Source organism: Klebsiella sp. P1927 (genome assembly GCF_018204675.1).
Classification (GTDB): Bacteria; Pseudomonadota; Gammaproteobacteria; order Enterobacterales; family Enterobacteriaceae; genus Klebsiella; species Klebsiella pneumoniae.
The window spans coordinates 1,379,509-1,401,478 of sequence record NZ_CP073377.1; the positions used below are offsets into that span (position 1 = coordinate 1,379,509).

Sequence of the window (21,970 nt, forward strand, 5' to 3'; positions counted from 1 at the left end):
CAACGACTGCCCCCGGGCGCGTGCTAGCATAGCGCCGCCGGGCAAAAAAAAGCCGGAGATACTCTCCGGCTTTTTTGTTATTTCACCTGCTGACCCGGCTTGGCGCCGTCGTCAGGGCTTAACAGGAAGATATCCTTCCCGCCAGGGCCGGCGGCCATCACCATGCCCTCGGAGATGCCGAAGCGCATTTTGCGCGGCGCCAGGTTGGCGACCATCACCGTCAGGCGGCCAATCAGCGGCTGCGGATCCGGGTAAGCGGAGCGGATGCCGGAGAAGACATTGCGTTTTTCGCCGCCGAGATCCAGCGTCAGGCGCAGCAGCTTGTCGGAGCCCTCGACGAATTCCGCGTTTTCAATCAGCGCCACGCGCAGATCGACTTTGGCGAAATCGTCAAAGGTGATGGTCTCCTGAATCGGATCGTCCGCCAGCGGACCGGTGACCGGCGCCGCGGTGGCTTTCACCTCTTCTTTAGAGGCTTCCACCAGGGCTTCCACCTGTTTCATCTCGATGCGGTTGTACAGCGCCTTGAACGGATTCACCTTATGCGCCAGCAGCGGCTGCTGAATGGCGTCCCAGCTCAGTTCGCTGTTGAGGAACGCTTCCGCACGCGCGGCCAGCTGCGGCAGGACCGGCTTCAGCCAGGTCATCAGCACGCGGAACATATTCAGGCCCATGGTGCAGATGGCCTGCAGGTCGGCGTCGCGGCCTTCCTGTTTCGCCACCACCCACGGCGCCTGCTCGTCGACATAGCGGTTAGCCACGTCGGCGAGGGCCATGATTTCGCGGATGGCTTTACCGAACTCGCGGCTGTCCCATGCTTCGCCGATGCTTTCCGCCGCGTCGGTGAAGGTTTTATACAGCGCCGGGTCGGCCAGCTCCGCGGCCAGCACGCCGTCGAAACGCTTGCTGATAAAGCCGGCGTTGCGCGAGGCGAGGTTAACCACCTTGTTGACGATGTCGGCGTTCACGCGCTGCACGAAATCTTCCAGGTTCAGGTCGATGTCATCGATGCGTGAAGAGAGCTTGGCGGTGTAGTAGTAGCGCAGGCTGTCGGCATCGAAATGATTTAACCAGGTGCTGGCCTTGATAAAGGTGCCGCGCGACTTGGACATCTTGGCGCCGTTAACCGTCACGTAGCCGTGTACGAACAGGTTAGTCGGCTTACGGAAGTTGCTGCCTTCCAGCATCGCCGGCCAGAACAGGCTGTGGAAGTAGACAATGTCTTTGCCGATAAAGTGATACAGCTCGGCCGTGGAGTCTTTCTTCCAGTATTCGTCGAAGCTGGTGGTGTCGCCGCGCTTGTCGCACAGGTTCTTGAAGGAGCCCATGTAGCCGATCGGCGCGTCCAGCCAGACGTAGAAATATTTGCCCGGCGCGTTGGGAATTTCGAAGCCGAAGTACGGCGCATCGCGGGAGATGTCCCACTGCTGCAGGCCGGATTCGAACCACTCCTGCATCTTGTTCGCGACCTGCTCCTGCAGGGCGCCGCTGCGGGTCCACGCCTGCAGCATTTCGCTGAACGACGGCAGGTCGAAGAAAAAGTGCTCGGAGTCACGCATCACCGGCGTGGCGCCGGAAACCACCGATTTCGGGTCGATAAGTTCGGTGGGGCTGTAGGTCGCGCCGCACACTTCGCAGTTATCGCCATACTGGTCCGGAGATTTGCACTTCGGACAGGTGCCTTTCACAAAACGGTCCGGCAGGAACATGCCTTTTTCCGGATCGTAGAGCTGAGAGATGGTGCGGTTTTTAATAAAACCGTTCTCTTTCAGGCGGGTGTAGATAAGCTCCGACAGCTCGCGGTTCTCGTCGCTGTGCGTCGAGTGATAGTTATCATAGCTGATGTCGAAGCCGGCGAAATCGGTCTGATGCTCCTGACTCATTTCGCCAATCATCTGCTCCGGTGTGATACCGAGCTGCTGCGCTTTGAGCATGATCGGCGTGCCGTGGGCGTCGTCGGCGCAGATGAAGTTGACCTCGTGGCCGCGCATTCGCTGGTAACGGACCCAGACATCAGCCTGGATGTGCTCCAGCATGTGGCCGAGGTGGATGGAGCCGTTGGCGTACGGTAGGGCGCACGTTACCAGAATTTTCTTCGCGACTTGAGTCATAGTGAGCATTACATCTTCTGTTGTAAAAAGGGCTTCTGATATTACCAAAAGGGCTGTGGGTGCGCCATAAATGGCTGCCCATATATGGATAATCGTTACCTGTGATAAACTCTGTGATTACTGAAAGCATCTCAAAACAACAAAGGAGTCGGGATGAATTCGCAATCCCAGGCCAAATCCCCTGAGCGCCTACGTGCGATGGTCGCCGGGACGCTGGCCAATTTCCAGCACCCAACCCTGAAGCATAATCTCACCGCCCTTAAGGCGCTGCACCATGTCGCCTGGCTGGACGATACCGTCCATATTGAACTGCAAATGCCGTTCGTCTGGAGCAGCGCCTTCGAAGCGCTGAAAGAGCAGTGCAGCGCCGAACTGCTGCGCATCACCGGCGCGAAGGCCATCGACTGGAAGCTGACCCACAGCATCGCAACCCTCAAGCGGGTGAAAAACCAGCCCGGGGTCAACGGCGTGAAAAACATTATCGCCATCAGCTCCGGCAAAGGCGGCGTCGGTAAATCTTCTACTGCCGTAAACCTGGCGCTGGCCCTGGCGGCGGAAGGGGCGAAGGTGGGCATTCTGGATGCCGATATCTATGGTCCGTCGATTCCGACCATGCTGGGTGCGGAAGACAGCCGCCCGACCTCGCCGGACGGCACTCATATGGCGCCGATCATGAAATATGGTCTGGCAACCAACTCCATCGGTTACCTGGTGACCGACGACAACGCCATGGTCTGGCGTGGGCCGATGGCCAGCAAGGCGCTGATGCAGATGCTGCAGGAGACGCTGTGGCCGGACCTCGACTACCTGGTGCTGGATATGCCGCCGGGCACCGGCGACATCCAGCTGACCCTGGCGCAGAACATCCCGGTGACCGGCGCGGTGGTGGTCACCACGCCGCAGGACATCGCGCTGATCGACGCCAAAAAAGGCATCGTGATGTTCGAGAAAGTGGAAGTGCCGGTGCTGGGGATCGTGGAAAACATGAGCATGCATATCTGCAGCAACTGCGGGCACCACGAGCCTATCTTCGGCACCGGCGGCGCGCAAAAACTGGCCGAGAAATACCACACCCAGCTGCTGGGCCAGCTGCCGCTGCATATTACGCTGCGGGAAGATCTGGATAACGGCACGCCGACGGTGGTGGCGCGTTCGGACAGCGAATTTACCGACATCTACCGCCAGCTGGCGGGCCGGGTGGCGGCCCAGATGTACTGGCAGGGAGAAGTGATCCCGGGTGAGATTGCCTTCCGCGCCGTTTAAGGCCGCGGCGAGCGCATTAGCCAGTATCTGCCCTCGGGCGACGCGCCCTGTGCTTCGATGGTCCAGCCATGACGCTGGTAGAAGCGCAGGGCGTTTTTATTTTCCATCAGGCACTTCAGCGTTCCGCTGGCGGTAAAGGTCCGTTCGACCTGCGCCAGCAGCGCGCTGCCGATATGTTTGCCCTGCCAGTCGGGGTCGACAAACAGATGGTGAAGGAAATTATCGGCGGTCCATACGGCGGCAAAGCCCACCGGCTGGCCGTCACATTCCGCGACCCACAGCTGTTCATCCGCGGTGGCGGCATCGAAATCCTCCAGCCGCCACGCCGCGGCGGGAAGCCAGGTCCACGATAAACTGCGCGCCCGCAGGAAGATCTGGCGCAGCGCCGGAGAGTCCGCTGGCTCGCCGGGGCGGACGTGGAGATTGCGCGGATCAGCGATGATAGAAGATCTCGCCATCGTACACTTTGAGGATTTTGCCTTCGGTATCGGTGATCAGCACGTAGTTACCGCCCATATAGGTCCAGTGGCTGCCGGCGTCCGGCGCAGGCAGGTTACGCTGCTGCCACTGTTTAATGTTGTATTCCGGGGTGAGATACATCGCCGGAACGGTGTCGCCGATGTGAAACTGGGTGAAATCGGCGGTGAACTCTTTCAGCGCATACTGATCGATCCCCGCGGCAGTAGCCGTCCAGCTGGCGCCAGCGGTGGCAAGAAGTACGCCCAGAAGCATCATTTTTGTTTTACGCATAGTTTCCTCAATATTACCTGGACTCAAAATAGCAGCCTCGTATCATTCCTGATGCGTTGCTGAAATGGCAAGCACTGGATTTTTAAAAAGTGTAAGCAAAACGCGGCGCAAGTCTTGTGCCGCTTGCGTTGCAGCGACGGTGATGCGTATTTTGGGAGCAATCTGAAGCAGGGGAGAATCGGCATGTTCAGGCTGGAAGATCTGACCTTATTTGTCCGCGCCGCGGCGCTGGGCAGTTTTAGCGACGCGGCGCGCGAGGCCGGGCAGCAGCCGGCGCAGGTCAGCGCGGCGATTAAGCGTCTGGAGACGATCCTCAATATTCGCCTGTTTGCCCGTTCGACCCGCAGCCTGCGCCTGACGCCGGAGGGGGAGACCTGGCTGCCCTACGCCACCCAGATGCTCGATACTCTCGAGGCCGGTCTGCAGAAGATCCAAACCCCGGACGATGAAGTTCGCGGCATGTTGCAAATTGCCGTGCCGTCGGACCTCGGGCGTAATCTGCTCCTGACCCTGTTCCGCGATTTCCGCCAACGCCACCCGGCGCTGCGCCTGCGGCTGCTCTTTTCCGATCAGCTGACCGACGTGTTTAAAGATCCGGTGGACGTTGCGTTTCGCTATGGCAATAACGACGATGCCTCGTTTATCTCGCTGCCGGTGGCGCCGGAAAATCGTCGGGTGCTGGTGGCCTCGCCTGAGTGGATCGCCCGCCATGGCGAACCGCAGACCCTCGAGGAACTCAGCCAGCACAATGCGTTGATCTACATTTTGCGCGGCCGTCCGTTCGACCGCTGGTCGCTGAGCCTCGACGGCGTGGTTCAGCAGCAGAAGGTTTCCGGCACGGTGATGAGCGACGACGCCGAGGTGATCCGTCGGCTGGCGATCGCCGGGGAGGGCATTGCCTATAAATCGATGCTCGACGTCAGCGACGATCTGCGGGCGGGGCGCCTGCGGCGCCTGCTGCCGCGTTATCAGGGGGATGTAGTGCCGTTGAATCTGATTTGTCCGCACCGCAAACAACTCTCTGCCGCGGTGCGTTTGTTATATGAAGAGGTGAAATCACATTGTGAAGGGCTTAATGCCTGACTAAGGTCGCGAAGTAATACACCAGCGGGACGGCCAATACCCACAGGCCAATCGGGATCTCCCGCCACTTACCGGCGATAGCCTTGATCACAATGTAAAACAGCAGCCCGCCGGCAATCCCGGTGCCAAAGCTGTTGGCGATAAGGGTGATCATCACCATCATCAGCACCGGCAGCCCGTCGGTGAAGTTGGCAAGATCCACTTTGCGCAGGCCGCTGAACATGTTCAGGCCAATCAGGATCAGCGCCGGGGCGGTGGCTTCTTTCGGGATCATCAACGCCACCGGCGTGAACAGCAGCATCAGCAGGAACATTACCGCCGCCGACAGGGCGGTGAGGCCGGTTTTGCCGCCCGCTTCCGCTGCCGCCGAAGATTCAATCAGCGCCGTAGCCGCCGGAATGCCCACCCACGGGCCGAGCGCGGCGGCAATCGAATCGACCATGAACGGGCGATTAATCTGCGGCATGTTGCCTTCTTCATCCAGCAGACCCGCCTCGCCGCCCACCGCCAGCGTTGTCCCCATGGTGGAGAAAAACTCAGATGCGAAAAAGACGAACAGGAACGGCAGGAAGGCGATGTTTAGCGCCCCCAGCAGGTCAACCTGTCCCAGCACCGGCGCCAGCGAGTGGGGGGCATCGATAAAATGCGTCGGCAGTTTAGTCACGCCGAACGGGATACCCACCAGGGTAGCGCACAGAATGGCCCACAAAATGGCGCCCGGAACCTTACGCGCCTGCAGGGCTATCGCCAGGAACAGGCCGCACAGCGCCACCAGCGCGCCGGGGGCGAGAAAGTCGCCGAGCATCAGGGCGTTGGTTTTCGCATTGGCCAGCACCAGCCCGGCATTGCGAAAACCGAGGACGGCGACAAACAGGCCGATGGAGGCCGTCAATCCCAGCTTGATCGACTGCGGCACCGAGCGGGTGACCACTTCGCGCAGGCCAAAGCGGGTCAGCAGGAAGAAGAGGATCCCCGACCAGCAGGCAATTCCGAGGCCAGTCTGCCAGCCAATCCCTTCGCTACCGGCCAGCGTCACCCCCACCAGCACCGAGCCGCCAATGCCCGGGCCGACGATAAACGGCAGGTTGGCATAAAACGCCATCAGCAGCGAGCCGACGACGAAGACCAGAATGGTGCCGGTGGTGGCGGCGCCTTTATCCATCCCGCCGATCGCCAGCAGCCCCGGGATGACCACCAGTAAATAGGCGGCGGCGAGGAAACCGGTGATCCCGGCCAGGCATTCGGTGCGTAGCGTGCCGCCGCGCGAGCGCAGCGCAAAGCGGCGCTCCAGCCAGTTAGCGCGGGCGGAAGAGTGAAGTGTGTTATCGGCCATGCTCAGGCTCCCTGAGGATTATTGTTGTGATCGGTTGGCTCCGGGATCTCCCGGCAGGCTATCAACGGGTCGACTATCTGGCGGCTGCCGCCGTCGGTCAGACCCAAATCGGTTAAATGCGGCCCGGCGTTACAGGCAAGGCAGGTGCCTTCAATGGCCTTGAACACCCGGTACGGCGGCTCCCAGTCGGCGACTTGGCTGCTCAGATCGCGCAGCTCGCGGAACTGACGCGCCAGTTCCGCGGCCGGGAGATCCGACAGCATGCCGGCAATCGGCATCGCCACATGGGCGAGGATCTCGCCCTGTTGCGCCAGCGCCATCCCGCCGCCAGAGGCGATAAGCTGGTTGGCCGCCAGCGCCATATCATTAGCGTCGCGCCCGAGCACCACCAGATTATGCGAGTCGTGGGAGTAGCTGGTGGCGATGGCGCCGCGCAGCTCACCCCAGCCTTCAAGCAGGGCGATTTGCGGCGTCGCCTGATGGCGGCCGTGGCGGTGCTTGACCCAGATCAGACTGAAGCCGGCGGGCAGCTGGACTATCCCGTCACGAACCTGCACTTCCACTTCGCCCCACTGGGTGAAGCGCGCGCCGCGGATATGGCGCAGGCGGGCGATGCCGTGACGAATGCCCTGGACGCGCAGAATAAAGTCATCGGCGCGGAGGGGGGCGATCTGCAAAGTATCGCGCGGCGGCGTGACGCCCGCGGCGGGCGCGATCGGTGTCAGCAGGTTGCCCGCGCGGGCCAGCAGCTTACCGCCTATGTAGACTTCGCGGGCCACCAGTTTCTCCAGGGAATCAAACACCACCAGATCGGCGCGCCGCCCGGCGGCAATCAGCCCGAGATCGTGGCGCTGCAGGCGAATAGCGGCGTTGAGGGTGGCGAATCGCAGCGCATCGACCGCCGGTAAACCGTGCTCGATCAGCAGGTTAAGCAGGGCGATGATGCCGCCTTTCTCCAGCAGCATATCCGGCGGCACGTCATCGGTGCAGACGGTGATCTGCGAGGAGAGGTGCGGCAGCGTTTTTAACGCCGCGACGATATCTGGCAGCAGATAGGGGTGCGAGCCGCGGATCTCGATCGTCAGCCCGGCGCGCAGTTTTTCCAGCGCGTCGTCCGCCGAGGTAAGTTCGTGATCGGAGGTGACGCCGGCGGCGAGGTAGGCCTGCAGGTCAGCGCCGCTCAGGCCGCGGGCGTGGCCTTCAATCAGTTTGCCGCTGTTGAGACCGGCCTGGACAATCTCCTGCATCCGCTCGCTACCGTGCAGCACGCCGTGCATATCCATCACCTCCGCCACGCCGCGCACTTCCGGCCAGCCGAGCATGGTCTCCATCTCCGCGCCGGCAAAATCGGCGCCGGACATTTCGAGACCCGGCGTGGAGGGAACGCTGGACGGCGCGGCGACCATCACCTGCAGCGGCAGATGGCGGCTGGCGTCCACCGCATAGCGCACGCCAGCGACGCCGAGGACGTTGGCCAGCTCATGCGGATCCCAGAACACCGCGGTGGTGCCCTGGGTGAGGACGATTTCCGCATAGCGCTCCGGTGGCAGGTGCGAGCTTTCGAGGTGCACGTGGGTGTCCATCAGGCCGGGGGACAGGTAGCCACCGGCCAGGGAACGCACTTCATGGGCGTCTTCGCGACTGCCGCGCGGATGGACGCTGGCGATCATCTCGCCGACGATACCGACGTCAGCGGGGCGAATTTCGCCCGTGGCCATATCGACGATCTGCGCATCGATCAGCAGCAGATCAAACGGGGATTCACCGCGCGCGGCCTGCACGGCGCGACGGCGGACTTGAGCATTGCTGGACATAACCACTCCGGCACAAGGATAATGCGGATACTCTAGGGGCACAGCAAACGTTTGCCCAGATGAATAAATTTATCACCCGATAAGCTCGGGTTATTGTGCAGGACCACCGTAGCGAACCCGATGATGAACGAACCCTGGCAGCGGCTGCCCGCGCTCTCTCTTAAACAGCTTCAGTATTTCGTCACCCTGGCCCAGCTGCGCCATTTTACCGATACCGCCAGTCGGCTGGCGATTAGCCAGCCGGCGCTGAGCAGCGCCCTGCGGCAGATTGAAACGGTACTCGGCGGTAAGCTGGTCAACCGTACCGCTGCGACGGTCACTCTGACTGAACTGGGGGCGGCGATTTTACCCCACGCCCAGCGGATCCTCAGCGTGGCGCAGGCGGCCTTTTCCGATATGCAGCAGATTGTCGAGGCGGGCGGCGACGGGACGGTGCGTATCGGTCTGGTGCCGTCGGTCAGTTCGCTGCTGTTTCCGCTACTGCCGCAGACCCTGGCTGAGGCCTTTCCGCGTCTGCGCATTGAATTTCACGATCAGACCAACGATGCGCTTATCCAGGCGCTGCAGCGCGGCGAGATTGATTTCGGCATCGGGGCGATCGACAGCTCACTGCCCGCAGAACTGCTGGTCTATCCGCTGCGCGAAGATCCCTTCGTGGCGGTGCTGCACCGCGACGATCCGCTGGCCGCGCAGGCGCATCTGCCGTGGAAACAGCTGGTGGGGCGGGATATTGCTGTGTTCTCGAAGGGCAATATCCAGCGGCTGGTGGCGGCATTAGTGGAGAGCCATCGCCTGACGCTGACCACCCGCTACCAGGTGGACTATATCGAAACCCTGTATGGTCTGGTGCGCTCGCGCTTAGCGGTGGCGATTCTGCCGGCGCTGTACACCACCCATCTGCAGGACCCGGCGCTCAGGGTCGCCCACCTGCAGCAGCCGGCGCTCGCCCGCACAGTGGCCCTGATGCGCGGCCCGCAGGCGCTGCCCCCGCTTATTGAAGACTGTTTTTCCCTGCTGCAGGCCGCCTTGCGCTAGGGCAGGTGCTTGATCAGTACGTCCAGGTTTAAGTGGTTGATGTACTCCAGCGAGTGTGAGGAGAGGACGCCCAGCAGCCGGTTATGGTGCCCGGCAATAATTAAATCGATCTGCCGCTGCCGAACGCAGGTTTCCACGTCTTCAAACCGGCGGGTGGTCACCAGCGAGAGGGTATCCACCGGCAGGGAGACGGTGCAGGCCAGCTCGTTGAGCAGGGCTTTGGCCTGGATCACCTCCTGCGAGACCCGATCGTCGCGCAGGCTGTCGGAAACATAGTTCAGCGCCCGGTAATCGGTGCTGATGTGGGCGATGGTGATGCGCATGCCGTTCTCTTCTGCCATTCTGGCGGCATGCTGGAGCAGCGGGACGCCGTCCTGACTGCTGTTAATCAGTACCAGCGCATGGTGATAAACGGCCATGGCGTATATCCTCGGTAGGCTAAATAGCGCATGATGTCATTATTTTCTGCCCGCCAGCAGCGGAATGCAATCCCGTCCGGTTGCCTGATGAGCATGATGGCCGCGAAGGTGTCGTATCCAGGGCTAAAGGCTTGTTGTATGAACCGGTGAGTTGCGGTAAATTCCACAACGCTTAACAATTTCACTATTTTGACTCGGGGTGCCCTTCTTCGTTGAAGGCTGAGAAATACCCGTACCACCTGATCTGGATAATGCCAGCGTAGGGAAGTCAGAGACCGCAGGGTCATTGCTTCTACCTCGTCTGGCGGGAGCAAACTATGCCTGAGCTGTTGAATCCCGCGCCTGTCGCGCACCTGCGCCATCTGCTGCGCGCCCATTCCCCCCTTGTGCACTGCATGACTAATGACGTGGTGCAGACCTTTACCGCCAACGTTCTGCTGGCCGTCGGCGCCTCGCCGGCGATGGTGATCGATCCCCGCGAAGCGGCGCAGTTTGCCGCTATCGCCGATGCGCTGTTAATTAACGTCGGTACCCTGACCGAAGATCGCGCCGTGGCGATGCGCGCCGCGGTGGAGCACGCCCGTCAGGCCGGCAAGCCCTGGACGCTGGATCCGGTGGCGGTCGGCGCCCTGACCGTGCGCACGGCCTTTTGTCACGAGCTGCTGGCCTTCCAGCCGGCGGCCATTCGCGGCAATGCCTCTGAAATTCTGGCGCTGGCCGGGATGAGCGCCGGCGGGCGCGGGGTGGATACCACCGATACGGCCGCCGCGGCGCTGCCGGCGGCCCAGGCGCTGGCTCGTCGGCTGGCTACCGTGGTGGCGGTCACTGGCGAGGTGGATTACGTCACCGACGGCGAGCGGGTGCTCAGCGTGGCGGGGGGCAATCCGCTGATGACCCGGGTGGTGGGCACCGGCTGCGCGCTGTCGGCGGTGGTGGCGGCGAGCGCGGCGCTGCCGGGAGACCGGCTGGAAAACGTGGCCGCCGCCTGCGGGCTGATGAAGCAGGCCGGGGAGATCGCCGCCCGTCAGGGAGGCCCAGGCAGCTTTATTCCGGCGTTTCTCGACGCGCTGTATCAGGAGGTGCAGGGATGAAACGCATCAACGCCCTGACCATCGCCGGCACCGATCCCAGCGGCGGGGCCGGTATCCAGGCCGATCTGAAAACCTTCTCCGCGCTGGGGGCCTATGGCTGCTCGGCGATCACCGCCCTGGTGGCGCAGAATACCCGCGGCGTACAGTCGGTCTATCGCATCGAACCGGATTTTGTGGCCGCGCAGCTCGACTCGGTGTTCAGCGATGTGCGTATCGATACCACCAAAATCGGCATGCTGGCGGAGACCGATATTGTGGAAGCCGTGGCCGAGCGGCTGGCGCGCTACCGGGTGGCCAACGTGGTGCTGGATACGGTCATGCTGGCGAAAAGCGGCGATCCGCTGCTGTCGGCTTCGGCGGTAGAGACCCTGCGTCAACGATTGTTGCCGCAGGTGTCATTGATCACCCCGAACCTGCCGGAAGCGGCCGCGCTACTCGATGCCCCCCATGCGCGTAACGAACGGGAAATGCTGGAGCAGGGGCGGGCGCTGCTGGCGCTGGGCTGCGGCGCGGTATTGATGAAGGGCGGCCATCTCGACGATGCCGAAAGCCCGGACTGGCTCTTCACACGCGAAGGGGAACAGCGGTTCACCGCGCCGCGAGTGCAGACCAAAAATACCCACGGCACCGGCTGTACGCTCTCCGCCGCGCTGGCGGCGCTGCGCCCGCGTCACGCGGACTGGGCAGCCACCGTTATCGAGGCGAAGGCCTGGCTGTCGGCGGCTCTGGCGCACGCCGACTCTCTGGAGGTAGGCCACGGTATCGGGCCGGTGCACCATTTCCACGCCTGGTGGTAAATGGCAGCGCAACGGGACAGCAGAATCTCCTGAAAAAATGGCCCCCCGGCTGGAAAATAGGCTAAGTCGGTACCAGGCTTAACCTGCCCAAAAAAATTGGGTTGGGATAATGCATGCCGGCTTCGGCCGGCCTTACGGGAGATTGCTATGACTGATATTACGCAGTTGCTGGGCAAAGATGCCGAGAGCCTGTTGCAGCACCGTTGTATAACCATTCCGTCCGACCAGCTGTATCTGCCTGGCGCAGATTATGTTGATCGGGTGATGGTGGATAACAACCGACCACCGGCGGTGCTACGCAATATGCAGACCCTGTACAATACCGGACGCCTGGGGGGAACCGGCTACCTTTCCATTCTGCCGGTTGACCAGGGCGTGGAGCACTCGGCGGGCGCCTCCTTTGCCGCCAACCCGCTGTACTTTGATCCGAAAAATATCGTCGAGCTGGCGATCGAAGCCGGCTGTAACTGCGTGGCGTCGACCTACGGCGTGCTGGCCTCGGTGTCGCGCCGCTACGCGCATCGCATCCCTTTCCTGGTGAAGCTCAACCATAACGAAACGCTGAGCTACCCCACCGAATACGACCAGACCCTCTACGCCAGCGTTGAGCAGGCGTTTAATATGGGGGCGGTGGCCGTGGGAGCGACGATCTATTTCGGCTCAGAACAATCGCGTCGTCAGATAGAAGAGATTTCCGCCGCCTTTGAGCGGGCCCATGAGCTGGGCCTGGTCACCGTGCTGTGGGCCTATCTGCGCAATTCGGCGTTCAAGAAAGACGGCGTCGACTATCATGTTTCCGCTGACCTGACCGGTCAGGCCAACCACCTGGCGGCCACCATCGGCGCCGATATCGTTAAGCAAAAGATGGCGGAGAATAACGGCGGCTACAAAGCGGTTAACTTCGGCTATACCGACGATCGGGTATACAGCAAACTGACCAGCGATAACCCCATCGATCTGGTGCGCTACCAGCTGGCCAACTGCTATATGGGCCGCGCCGGGCTGATCAACTCCGGCGGCGCGGCGGGCGGGGAGACCGACCTTGCCGACGCGGTGCGCACGGCGGTGATCAATAAACGCGCCGGCGGCATGGGGCTGATCCTGGGCCGCAAAGCGTTTAAGAAATCGATGGCCGACGGCGTGAAGCTGATCAATGCCGTGCAGGATGTTTATCTGGATGGCAAAGTGACTATCGCATAAGGCAAAAATCCGGGCGGCACCGCCCGGATTGCTCTTTGTTTGTACCAGATGCGGTTTATTAAGACTCTGCCGCGTTGGCGGTAAACGGTTTCGCATGCTGATCGCTGGTAAAGCCAGGCTGTTCAACGCGGATTAACGGGCACAGGAAGAAGGCCAGAATATATAAGGCGGTATAGGCTATTACCACGCCGATAGTGCTGAAATAGGGCAGCAGTACCACGGCAATCGCCGGCGCCAGAAAGTTCGACAGCCCGGCTGACAGGTTATAGACCGAAATCGCCGCGCCTTTATGGTTCGGCTCCAGCGCCGGGAACACCGCCGCCATCGGCACAAACGCGGCGACAAAAATCCCCAGGGCAATAGCCGGTACCAGCGCCATGGCAAAATTATGGCCGAAGTGCTGGGGCAGGTAATAGAACGCCAGGCTGGAAAGCGCCATCCCGATGCAGCCGAACCAGCGGATAACTTTCATCCAGCCCATTTTCTCCGCCACAATCCCCCAGAAAACGTTCGAAAAGATCGTGGTGAAGAAGAATGCCGCCCATACCTGCAGCCATTCCGAGGTGGTAAATCCCAGCTCATCAACAAACATCATCGGCATGATCACCGCAAAACCAAACAGCGACAGGGTGTTGATAATGCGCACAATGCTCGAGAACAGAATGCTGCGGTTGGTATAGAGTAGCGTCGCCGCGCGCCCCAGTTCGGCGAATTTTTCACGAGTGGTCAGGTTCTGCATATGGCGCGGCGTTTCGGTATGACGCATCGACACCAGCGCAATAATGCCGCCGGTGGCGCAAAAGAGCAGCGCCAGCCACAGGGTGCCCATTTCGCCAATGTGGGGAATGGTAAAGCTCGGAATATAGCTGCCGAACACGCCGATACCCACCGAGTAGACCGCCCAGAACCAGCCCAGCGCGGAGCTGGAACTGTCGCTGCGGACGTTGTGGATAATGGCGACGATAAAGGAGTAGAGGAACAGCGGGTAGGCCAGGCCGCGGATGCCATAAAACAGCAGGATCAGCGCATAGTTGGCGCGACCGAGGCCGAAGACGAGGAACAGTACGTGGAACACACACCACAGCACGAAGCCAATCAGCATGGCCTTGCGTGGGGTAATGATTTCCGCCACCACGCCGGAGACCCACGCCGACAGGGCGGCAGCCAGACCGTAGAGAGTAAAGGCAAAGGAAGCCTGCGCCGGGGTGAATCCGAGTGCTTTGATGTAGTGCGACAGAAAAGCCAGCTCAAAGCCGTCGCCGGTCATAAACACGGCGATGGCGACATATCCCCAGATGAGGTTGAGCGGTAGACCGTACCACTGTTTGTTATTAACGGACATGTTGACCTCGATTTCAGAGTGCAGATGAGTGTCTCCGCTGCACAGCAGCGGAGCATTATTGTTATAAAATAAGGAGGTATGTTATTCGCGAATCAGCCTGCCGGCCTGTTGTAGCGCCTTATAGGCCGCATACCTGCGCTGATGAAGCGGGCTAAACGCAGTCTCGCTGTGATAGGTGGCATCCACCTGAGTAAACTGCTTCATGGCCTCCGGCAGCGAAGCCGCGACTCTGCCCGCCACCGCGCCGAGGATGGCGGAACCTAACAGCACCGGCTCGCGGCTGGCGGTGCTCACGACGCTAACGCCGCAGGCGTCGGCCAACAGCTGACGCACCAGCGGATGCTGCCCGGCGCCGCCGCTGATGACGATATTTTCACTCTCAATTCCGCAGGCGCGCTGGGCGTCAATGATCTGTCGCAGACCATAGCCAATCCCGCATAAGCCGGCAACGTACAGCGCGGTCAGGTTATCCAGGTCCCGCTCCATCCCCAGCCCGGCAATCAGCGCTTTCGCGTGGGGATCGGCAAGCGGCGCGCGATTACCGAGAAACTCCGGAACGACGTGCAGACCGGCGGCCAGCGTTACCGCTTCAGAAGGCGAAGCAACTTGCGTCAGAACGCGATCCGCCAGCCAGACTGGTAGAGGGACGCCTGCGGCTTTCGCTTGCTCGCGCGCTTCTGCCGCCGCCGGATGGAAGCTCAGCAGCTGGTCGATAGCCGCGCCGGCGGCGCTTTGCCCGCCTTCACTTAGCCAGTAGCCCGGCACCATCGCCGAATAGTAAGGGCCCCAGACGCCCGGGACGAATACCGCTTCCTGAGTGGTGGTCATGGTGCAGGAAGAAGTACCGAAGACATAGGCCATATTGTTGACCGCGCCGTTAAGCACGCCGACGGTACCGATGCCGCCCGCGTGGGCGTCAATCATCCCCACCGCCACCGGCGTGCCGATCGGCAGGCCCATCTCCTCTGCCGCCGTGGCGCAAAGGCCCTCGCCGCAGGGGGTGCCTGGATCGACAATCCGCTGGCCGATGCGGACAAAATCTTCATCCGCCAGCTCTGCGAGGCCAATCTGGCGGAAGTAACCGGCATCCCAGCGTTGTTCATGCGCCAGGTAGGTCCATTTACAGGTCACCGTGCAGACCGAGCGGGCTTCATCGCCGGTTGAGCGCCAGGTGAGGTAATCGGCGAGGTCGAAGAAGTGGCGCGCCTGCTGATAGATGTGCGGGCGATTCTCCTTCAGCCACAAAATTTTCGGCGTTTGCATCTCCGGCGAGATTTTGCCGCCAACGTACCGCAGTACCGGGTGGCCCGTGGCATTGATCTTTTCCGCCTGCCCGGTGGCGCGATGATCCATCCAGACAATAATGTTGCGGTCCGCATCGTCCGAAGGCCCGACCGCCAGCGGCGCATCGTTATCGCCAATCACCACCAGCGAGCAGGTGGCATCGAAGCCGATCCCGGCGATCGACGACGGCGAAACGCCGGCGTTGGCCACCGCCGTTTTAATGCAGTAGCACACCGCCTGCCAGATCTCACGGCTCGACTGCTCGACCTTGTTTCCGGCGCTGCGAAACAGGGTTATTTCCCGGGTCGCGTGGGCGAGGAGCTCGCCCCGCAGATTGAATACCCCGGCGCGCACGCTGCCCGAACCGACATCCACGCCAATAATGTTTTGCGTATCGTTTTGCATCACATCCTCTCACAGGCTGGCCAGGGTCAGAGATCCACGCTGTTCGGCAGGATCACAATGTCGCGCACGGTGACGTTTTTCGAACGCGTCACCATAAACAGCACCGACTCCGCCACTTCAATCGGCTGCATCAGGCTGCCGTTGGCCAGCGCTTCGTCCATTTTGGCTTTTGGCCAGTCGTCCAGCAGAGCGGTAACCACCGGGCCCGGCAGTACGGCGCCGACGCGCACGCCATACTGCGCCACCTGGCGACGAGTGGTGTGCACAAATGCCTGTACCGCGAATTTCGACGCGGTATAGACAGGCTCCCAGATCACCGGCACCACGCCCGCGATCGAGCTGGTGAAGATAATATCCCCGGATTTTTGCGCGATCAGATGCGGCAGGACGCTGCGCACGCAGCGGAAGGCGGCGTTGATATTAAGGTGCAGCACGCGGTCCCAGACGTCCGGGTCGCCCTCGGCCACCGGCCCGCCGATATAGGCGCCGGCGTTGGCGTGGAAGATATCGAGACGCCCGGTAAGCTGCAAAATGCCCTGCAGTAGGTTATCGACCTGGTCCGCCTGCATCAGGTCGACCTGCAGGGCGAAGGCGTTTTCGCCAAGTTCGGCGACCAGTTTGTTGAGCTTTTCGCCTTCGCGGTCGATCAGTACCACTTTTGCGCCAGCTCCCAGCAGGGTCCTCGCGCACTCGAGGCCGATACCGGACGCCGCGCCGGTGATCGCGGCGACTTTATCGCTGAGGGAAGTATTCATAGAGGAGACAGAGTGGTTCATTTTATAATCCTTTGCCGTGTCTGGTTAAAACTATCGAACGCGAGGGCATCACGTTCGAGGTGATAGACTAAAACTGGTAACATATTGAATATCAGCATCTTAATTCAGGCTTGCTGGCATGTTGAGGCGGTATGCGCGCGTACTTCCTGGCGTGAAAAGGATGCTCAATCGATGAAGCTATGTTGCTCTCGCTTCATCGATTGAGCAAGTGGGGAAATTAACAGCGACATGATTTTGTGACGCAAGTTGGAAAAATGAAGAAGATAACGATTTACGACCTGGCGGAACTTTCCGGCGTTTCGGCGAGCGCGGTGAGCGCTATCCTCAACGGTAACTGGAAAAAGCGCCGCATCAGCGCCAAGCTTGCGGAAAAGGTGACGCGGATTGCCGAGGAGCAGGGCTATGCGATTAACCGTCAGGCCAGCATGCTGCGCAGTAAAAAATCACACGTCATCGGTATGATTATCCCCAAATATGATAACCGCTACTTCGGTTCCATCGCCGAACGCTTTGAGGAGATGGCCCGCGAGCGCGGCCTGCTGCCGATTATCACCTGTACGCGCCGGCGTCCGGAACTGGAGATCGAAGCGGTAAAGGCGATGCTCTCCTGGCAGGTTGACTGGGTGGTCGCGACCGGGGCGACCAATCCGGATAAAATTTCCGCGCTATGCCAGCAGGCGGGCGTGCCAACGGTCAATCTCGACCTGCCGGGCTCTCTCTCGCCGTCGGTGATTTCGGATAACTACGGCGGCGCGAAAGCGCTGACTCATAAGATCCTGGCTAATAGCGCCCGCCGCCGCGGAGAGCTGGCGCCGCTGACCTTTATCGGCGGGCGCAGCAGCGACCATAACACCAGCGAGCGTTTACGCGGCTTCCACGATGCGCATCGCGAGCTGGGGCTTAGCGTGCCGCAGGCGAATATTCTGGCTCCCGGCTATTCGAAAGGACACGTTGAGGACTGCCTGCAGGAGCGGTTTGGCAGCGCGAAGACGTTGTTGCAGGGGATATTTGTTAACTCGACGATATCCCTGGAAGGGGTTGTGCGCTGGCTGTCGCAGGTGGGTCTGACCGGCAGCGAGCAGCCGCCGATGGGCTGCTTCGACTGGGATCCTTTTGTCTACCTGCTGGGGCACGATATCGACATGGTGCAGCAGGACGTGCCGGCGATGCTGGACGCTGTTTTTTCGATTATTGACGCCGGCGAAGCCAGCCAGCAGCGGATTGAAATTCCCCCGCGACTGATGAGCAGCAGCTGAGTCGCTGTCTGGCTGTTAAACGTTACCGCGTCAGCAGCCAGCGGGCGGTATGCTCATCGGTCACCAGGCCATTGATCCAGCTGCCTTTAAGGGCGGCCAGGATCGCCGGTCGTTTATGTTCTCCACAGGCAGCGGCAATCCGCGGGCAGTGGCTCTGGCGGATATCATAGCTGGTGATCATGCGGTTGATCTCGCTGTCTACCACGTCGCCTTGCGCATCAATAAACCGCCCGAGGATTTCCCCGATGCCGCCGCGGGCGGTCAGCTCATCCATCTGCGCCTGATTGATAAAGCCGTCTTTAAAGATCGGACTTTGCGTGCCCAGCGGACCAATGCCGACAAAAATCACGTCCGCCTCTTGGGCGACGCCGGAGACGCTGCGGAATAAGCGGTTGGTGCACCACATCTCATGCTCCTCCGCGCTCTGGGCGTAGCGCGGCGCCGGCCACTGATAGTACTTGGCCTTAATTTTGCGGGTCAGCAGCAGGGGCACGTCATCGTAATAATTGCACTGCCCGTCGGCGTTCATGGCGCTGATCAGCGCCACGCAGCGGGTATTCAGGCTGTCAAAATCGATGCGCTGCAGCGCTTTTTTCAGGGTCAGGCCCGAGCCCAGACCGATAATTTTCTCTTTATCATCCTGCAGATAGCGAGCCATCAGCTGATAGCAGCCAAATGACACACTGTCGAGGGTGCTTTCTTCGCTAAAGGCGGGGACCACATTGCACTCGATCAAGCGGTATTTTTCCTGCAGCAACTGCGCATAATCGAGGCAGTTCGCTACCGGATGGTGCAGATTAATTGACACAATCCCTTCTTCTTTCGCGGCGGCGATCAGCCGTTGCACCACCGGTCTGGAGGTGCCCAGCTGGCTGGCAATCTCGCTCTGATTCTGGCCGGCGATGTAGTACATCCATGCGGCACGCACCTTCTGATCCAACCGGATATCGTCTTCTTTACTCATGGTTTCCCGCCCTAAGTTGCTGGCCAGGGCACGCAATTGGCCCGGCGAATACCCGCATTCTCGCCGTGGTTGGCATAACTGGCAAGCTTTTGCTCTTTTCTGGTCATTTGTAATTTAATTGGGTAATTGCTCTTTTGTGATCTATGGCTCTTATTTAGGTCAAATGATCAATTACAGTGGCGCCATCAACTCAAGGAGAGCAGAACATGAACAATCAATTCACATGGCTTCATATCGGTCTGGGTTCTTTTCATCGCGCGCATCAGGCGTGGTATCTGCATCGTCTGATTGCTTCCGGGGATAATCGCTGGCGCATCGCGGCGGGGAATATTCGCAACGACGCCGAGCAGGTGGTCCAGGCGCTGGCGGCGCAGGGAGGACGTTACGTCCTCGAGACCGTCAGCCCGGAAGGGGAGCGCGAATATGAAGAGATCACCTCAATCCAGAAACTGCTACCGTGGCAGGCCGGGCTACAGCCGCTGATTAACGAAGGGGCAAACCCGCAGACCAAAGTTATCGCCTTTACCGTGACGGAAGGAGGGTACTACCTGAACACTCGCCATCGGCTGGAAACCAGCAACCCCGATCTGCAGGCCGACCTGCAAGGCGAGTGCAAAACCATTTACGGCACCCTCGCGCGGATCCTGGAAAAGCGCATGGCCGACAACGCCGGGCCGCTGACCCTGCTCAACTGCGATAACGTGCGCCATAACGGCGAGCGTTTCCACGACGGTATGGTCGAGTTCCTGCAGCTCACCGGCAAACAGGCGGTGATTGACTGGATGGCGGCCAATACCACCTGTCCGAACACCATGGTGGACCGCATCACCCCGCGTCCGGCGGCCGATCTGCCGGCCCGCATCAAAGCGCAAACCGGAATTGATGACAAAGCGCCGGTGATGGGGGAGACCTTTATCCAGTGGGTAGTGGAGAACAACTTCCGCGATGTCCGCCCGAATCTGGAGGCAGTCGGCGTGGAGATGGTGGAGTCGGTCATCCCGTATGAAGAGGCGAAAATCCGTATTCTGAACGCGTCGCACAGCTGCATTGCCTGGGCGGGAACCTTAATCGGCCAGCAGTATATTCATGAAAGCACGCTGACCGATGTTATCTACGCCATTGCCGACCGCTACGTTACGGAGGACGTTATTCCGTGTCTCGGCGATAACGGCATTGATCTGCCGACCTACCGGGATGTGGTGCTTAAGCGCTTTACCAACCCCTATATCCAGGACACCAACCAGCGCGTCGCCGCCGACGGCTTCTCGAAAATTCCGGCGATGATCGCGCCAACCTTGCAGGAGTGCTACCAGCGCGGCGTCCGCCCGGAAGCGACCGCCATGCTGCCGGCGCTGTTCTTCGTCTTTATGGAGCAGTGGCACAAGGGAACTCTGCCGTATCAGTACCAGGACGGCATCCTGGATGCGCAGGCGGTGCATGAGATGTTCGAGGCTCAGGATCCGGTGGCTGTCTACGCGCGCGATAAAGCCCTGTTTGGTGATCTCGCCAACAACGCGGATTTCCTGGCGCTGATGCGCGAGAAAGTCGCCGCCGTTTACACGCTGATTAACTAAGAGGTGGCTATGTATCTGGGTATCGATCTCGGCACATCGGAAGTCAAAGCGCTGGTCATTGATGAGAACCATGAGGTTATCGCCAGCCATAGCGCGCCGCTGAGTATTCAGCGGCCTCATCCGCACTGGTCAGAACAAGCGCCGGAGCTATGGTGGGAGGCGACGGAGTACCTGATGGCCACGCTACGGGAAAAATGCGCCCAGCATTGGCCGGCCATTAAGGCGATTGGCCTCTCCGGGCAGATGCACGGCGCGGTGTTGCTGGATGCAGAGGGGCAGGCGATCCGTCCGGCCATTCTGTGGAACGACACCCGCTGCGCCGCAGAGTGCGCCGAGCTGGAGGCGATGGCGCCGGAGCTGCATCAGGTGGCGGGCAACCTGGCGATGCCGGGCTTTACCGCGCCGAAGCTGTTGTGGGTGCGCCGTCATGAGCCGCAGCACTTTCAGCGCACCGCCACGGTGCTGCTGCCCAAGGATTATCTGCGCTACCGGATGACCGGGAAGAAAGTCTCCGATATGTCGGACGCCGCCGGGACGCTGTGGCTGGACGTGGCGAAGCGCGACTGGTCCGACGCTCTGCTGGACAAGTGCGGCCTGTCGCGTAGCCAAATGCCGACGCTGGTCGAAGGCTGCGAGATTTCCGCCACCCTTGACCCGCAGGTGGCTGCCCGCTGGGGGCTGAACGCCTCGGTGGTGGTGGCCGGGGGCGGGGGGGATAACGCGGTCAGCGCCATTGGCGTCGGCGCGGTCTCGCCGGGGGATGCGTTTATTTCGCTCGGCACCTCCGGGGTGCTGTTTGTGGTGACCGATGCCTATCGTCCGGCGCCGCAGTCGGCGGTACATGCGTTTTGTCACGTGCTGCCGAACCTGTGGCACCAGATGAGCGTCATGCTGAGCGCCGCCAGCTGTTTGCAGTGGTTCTGCCGCCTGACCGGCACCACGGAGGTGGCGCTGCTGGCGGAGATTGCCGAGCTAAGCGAGGAGGATAAAGCCAACGCGCCGTTCTTCCTGCCCTATCTCTCCGGGGAACGAACCCCGCATAACGATCCTGACGCCCGCGGCATCTTCTGGGGCATGACCCACGCCAGCCTGCGCGCGCAGCTCGGCTACGCGGTGCTGGAGGGGGTGAGCTTTGGGATCAACGACGGCCTGCAGGCATTGAAAGAGAGCGGGACACCGATCGCGCAGTGCTCGCTGGTGGGCGGGGGCGCCCGCAGCCCGTTCTGGGCCCAGCTGCTGGCCGATATTCTCGCTATGCCGGTGGTGACCCACAAAGGCGGAGAGACCGGAGGCGCACTGGGCGCGGCGCGGCTGGCCTGCCTGGCGGCGGGCAAACCCATTGCCGCGGTGTGTGAAAAACCGGAAGTCTGGCAGACCTGGCGTGCGGATCCCATTCGCCACCACACCCTGATGCAACGCTACGCGCAGTTTAAGGCCCTGTATTTAAACGATCTGCACTATCGACAGCACTGA

Annotated in this window: 19 protein-coding genes and 1 riboswitch; of the genes, 9 read left to right on the top strand and 10 right to left on the bottom strand. The window is 60.9% G+C overall.

What is annotated here, in order from left to right; genetic code table 11:
* Positions 1-77: 77 nt before the first annotated feature.
* A complete protein-coding gene (metG, locus tag KB892_RS06980; RefSeq protein WP_002912753.1) occupies positions 78-2,111 on the bottom strand; it encodes a methionine--tRNA ligase in 2,034 nt (677 codons plus the stop codon).
* 153 nt (positions 2,112-2,264) lie between these two features.
* On the opposite strand from metG, the gene apbC reads away from it, so the two are divergent.
* A complete protein-coding gene (apbC, locus tag KB892_RS06985) occupies positions 2,265-3,374 on the top strand; it encodes an iron-sulfur cluster carrier protein ApbC (RefSeq protein WP_032411958.1) in 1,110 nt (369 codons plus the stop codon).
* On the opposite strand, the gene KB892_RS06990 is transcribed toward apbC, so the two are convergent.
* Both KB892_RS06990 and KB892_RS06995 read right to left on the bottom strand, forming a co-directional pair.
* On the bottom strand, positions 3,371-3,832 hold the full coding sequence (locus KB892_RS06990; protein ID WP_004189070.1) for a GNAT family N-acetyltransferase: 462 nt from the start codon (positions 3,830-3,832) through the stop codon (positions 3,371-3,373). The genes apbC and KB892_RS06990 overlap by 4 nt on opposite strands.
* Complete coding sequence (locus tag KB892_RS06995) at positions 3,807-4,124, bottom strand: RcnB family protein (RefSeq protein WP_002912749.1); 318 nt, start codon at positions 4,122-4,124, stop codon at positions 3,807-3,809. Before KB892_RS06995 ends, KB892_RS06990 begins: the two co-directional genes overlap by 26 nt.
* Before the next feature lie 183 nt (positions 4,125-4,307).
* Between KB892_RS06995 and KB892_RS07000 the strand changes: the two genes are divergently transcribed.
* Positions 4,308-5,207 carry a LysR family transcriptional regulator gene (locus tag KB892_RS07000; RefSeq protein WP_004149074.1) on the top strand — a complete coding sequence of 300 codons (900 nt, stop codon included), beginning with the start codon at positions 4,308-4,310 and terminating at the stop codon, positions 5,205-5,207.
* Here the strand turns inward: KB892_RS07000 and KB892_RS07005 are convergent.
* Positions 5,197-6,540, bottom strand: coding sequence for an NCS2 family permease (locus KB892_RS07005; RefSeq protein WP_002912743.1), 1,344 nt, complete (start codon positions 6,538-6,540; stop codon positions 5,197-5,199). The genes KB892_RS07000 and KB892_RS07005 overlap by 11 nt on opposite strands.
* A gap of 2 nt (positions 6,541-6,542) precedes the next feature.
* On the bottom strand, positions 6,543-8,354 hold the full coding sequence (locus KB892_RS07010; RefSeq protein ID WP_021467963.1) for an adenine deaminase: 1,812 nt from the start codon (positions 8,352-8,354) through the stop codon (positions 6,543-6,545).
* Positions 8,355-8,474: 120 nt separating this feature from the next.
* On the opposite strand from KB892_RS07010, the gene KB892_RS07015 reads away from it, so the two are divergent.
* Positions 8,475-9,389 carry a LysR family transcriptional regulator gene (locus KB892_RS07015; protein ID WP_004175111.1) on the top strand — a complete coding sequence of 305 codons (915 nt, stop codon included), beginning with the start codon at positions 8,475-8,477 and terminating at the stop codon, positions 9,387-9,389.
* Here the strand turns inward: KB892_RS07015 and KB892_RS07020 are convergent.
* Entirely contained in the window at positions 9,386-9,808 is a 423-nt protein-coding gene (locus tag KB892_RS07020; protein WP_004151130.1) for a universal stress protein, read from the bottom strand. The two genes, KB892_RS07015 and KB892_RS07020, sit on opposite strands and share 4 nt — an antisense overlap.
* A gap of 185 nt (positions 9,809-9,993) precedes the next feature.
* Positions 9,994-10,091: riboswitch (TPP riboswitch) on the top strand.
* A gap of 34 nt (positions 10,092-10,125) precedes the next feature.
* Here KB892_RS07020 and thiM point away from each other — a divergent pair.
* From thiM to fbaB, 3 genes are all read left to right on the top strand, one after another.
* Entirely contained in the window at positions 10,126-10,899 is a 774-nt protein-coding gene (gene thiM, locus KB892_RS07025) for a hydroxyethylthiazole kinase (protein WP_004175113.1), read from the top strand.
* Positions 10,896-11,696 carry a bifunctional hydroxymethylpyrimidine kinase/phosphomethylpyrimidine kinase gene (gene thiD / locus KB892_RS07030; RefSeq protein WP_048993340.1) on the top strand — a complete coding sequence of 267 codons (801 nt, stop codon included), beginning with the start codon at positions 10,896-10,898 and terminating at the stop codon, positions 11,694-11,696. The genes thiM and thiD overlap by 4 nt, the downstream gene beginning before the upstream one ends.
* Before the next feature lie 147 nt (positions 11,697-11,843).
* Positions 11,844-12,896, top strand: coding sequence for a class I fructose-bisphosphate aldolase (gene fbaB, locus KB892_RS07035; protein ID WP_002912704.1), 1,053 nt, complete (start codon positions 11,844-11,846; stop codon positions 12,894-12,896).
* Between the two features lie 58 nt (positions 12,897-12,954).
* Here fbaB and KB892_RS07040 read toward each other — a convergent pair whose 3' ends face one another.
* The 3 genes from KB892_RS07040 to KB892_RS07050 all read right to left on the bottom strand — a co-directional run bounded on the left by KB892_RS07040 (position 12,955) and on the right by KB892_RS07050 (position 16,703).
* The gene (locus KB892_RS07040) at positions 12,955-14,238 is read right to left on the bottom strand and encodes an RbtT/DalT/CsbX family MFS transporter (RefSeq protein ID WP_004175116.1); all 1,284 of its coding nucleotides are present in this window, start codon (positions 14,236-14,238) and stop codon (positions 12,955-12,957) included.
* Between the two features lie 81 nt (positions 14,239-14,319).
* Positions 14,320-15,927, bottom strand: a complete 1,608-nt coding sequence (locus KB892_RS07045; protein WP_004189090.1) for an FGGY-family carbohydrate kinase — start codon at positions 15,925-15,927, stop codon at positions 14,320-14,322.
* 26 nt (positions 15,928-15,953) lie between these two features.
* Positions 15,954-16,703, bottom strand: coding sequence for an SDR family oxidoreductase (locus tag KB892_RS07050; protein WP_048280500.1), 750 nt, complete (start codon positions 16,701-16,703; stop codon positions 15,954-15,956).
* 254 nt (positions 16,704-16,957) lie between these two features.
* Between KB892_RS07050 and KB892_RS07055 the strand changes: the two genes are divergently transcribed.
* On the top strand, positions 16,958-17,959 hold the full coding sequence (locus KB892_RS07055) for a LacI family DNA-binding transcriptional regulator (RefSeq protein WP_004180590.1): 1,002 nt from the start codon (positions 16,958-16,960) through the stop codon (positions 17,957-17,959).
* A 22-nt stretch (positions 17,960-17,981) separates the two neighbouring features.
* On the opposite strand, the gene KB892_RS07060 is transcribed toward KB892_RS07055, so the two are convergent.
* Positions 17,982-18,923 (bottom strand): sugar-binding transcriptional regulator, encoded by a 942-nt coding sequence (locus KB892_RS07060; protein WP_048280498.1) that lies wholly within the window; start codon positions 18,921-18,923, stop codon positions 17,982-17,984.
* Positions 18,924-19,129: 206 nt separating this feature from the next.
* Here KB892_RS07060 and dalD point away from each other — a divergent pair, with 206 nt between their 5' ends.
* Together dalD and xylB are read left to right on the top strand one after the other, a co-directional pair.
* Positions 19,130-20,497 (top strand): D-arabinitol 4-dehydrogenase, encoded by a 1,368-nt coding sequence (gene dalD / locus KB892_RS07065; RefSeq protein ID WP_004184846.1) that lies wholly within the window; start codon positions 19,130-19,132, stop codon positions 20,495-20,497.
* A gap of 9 nt (positions 20,498-20,506) precedes the next feature.
* Entirely contained in the window at positions 20,507-21,970 is a 1,464-nt protein-coding gene (gene xylB, locus KB892_RS07070; protein WP_004149064.1) for a xylulokinase, read from the top strand.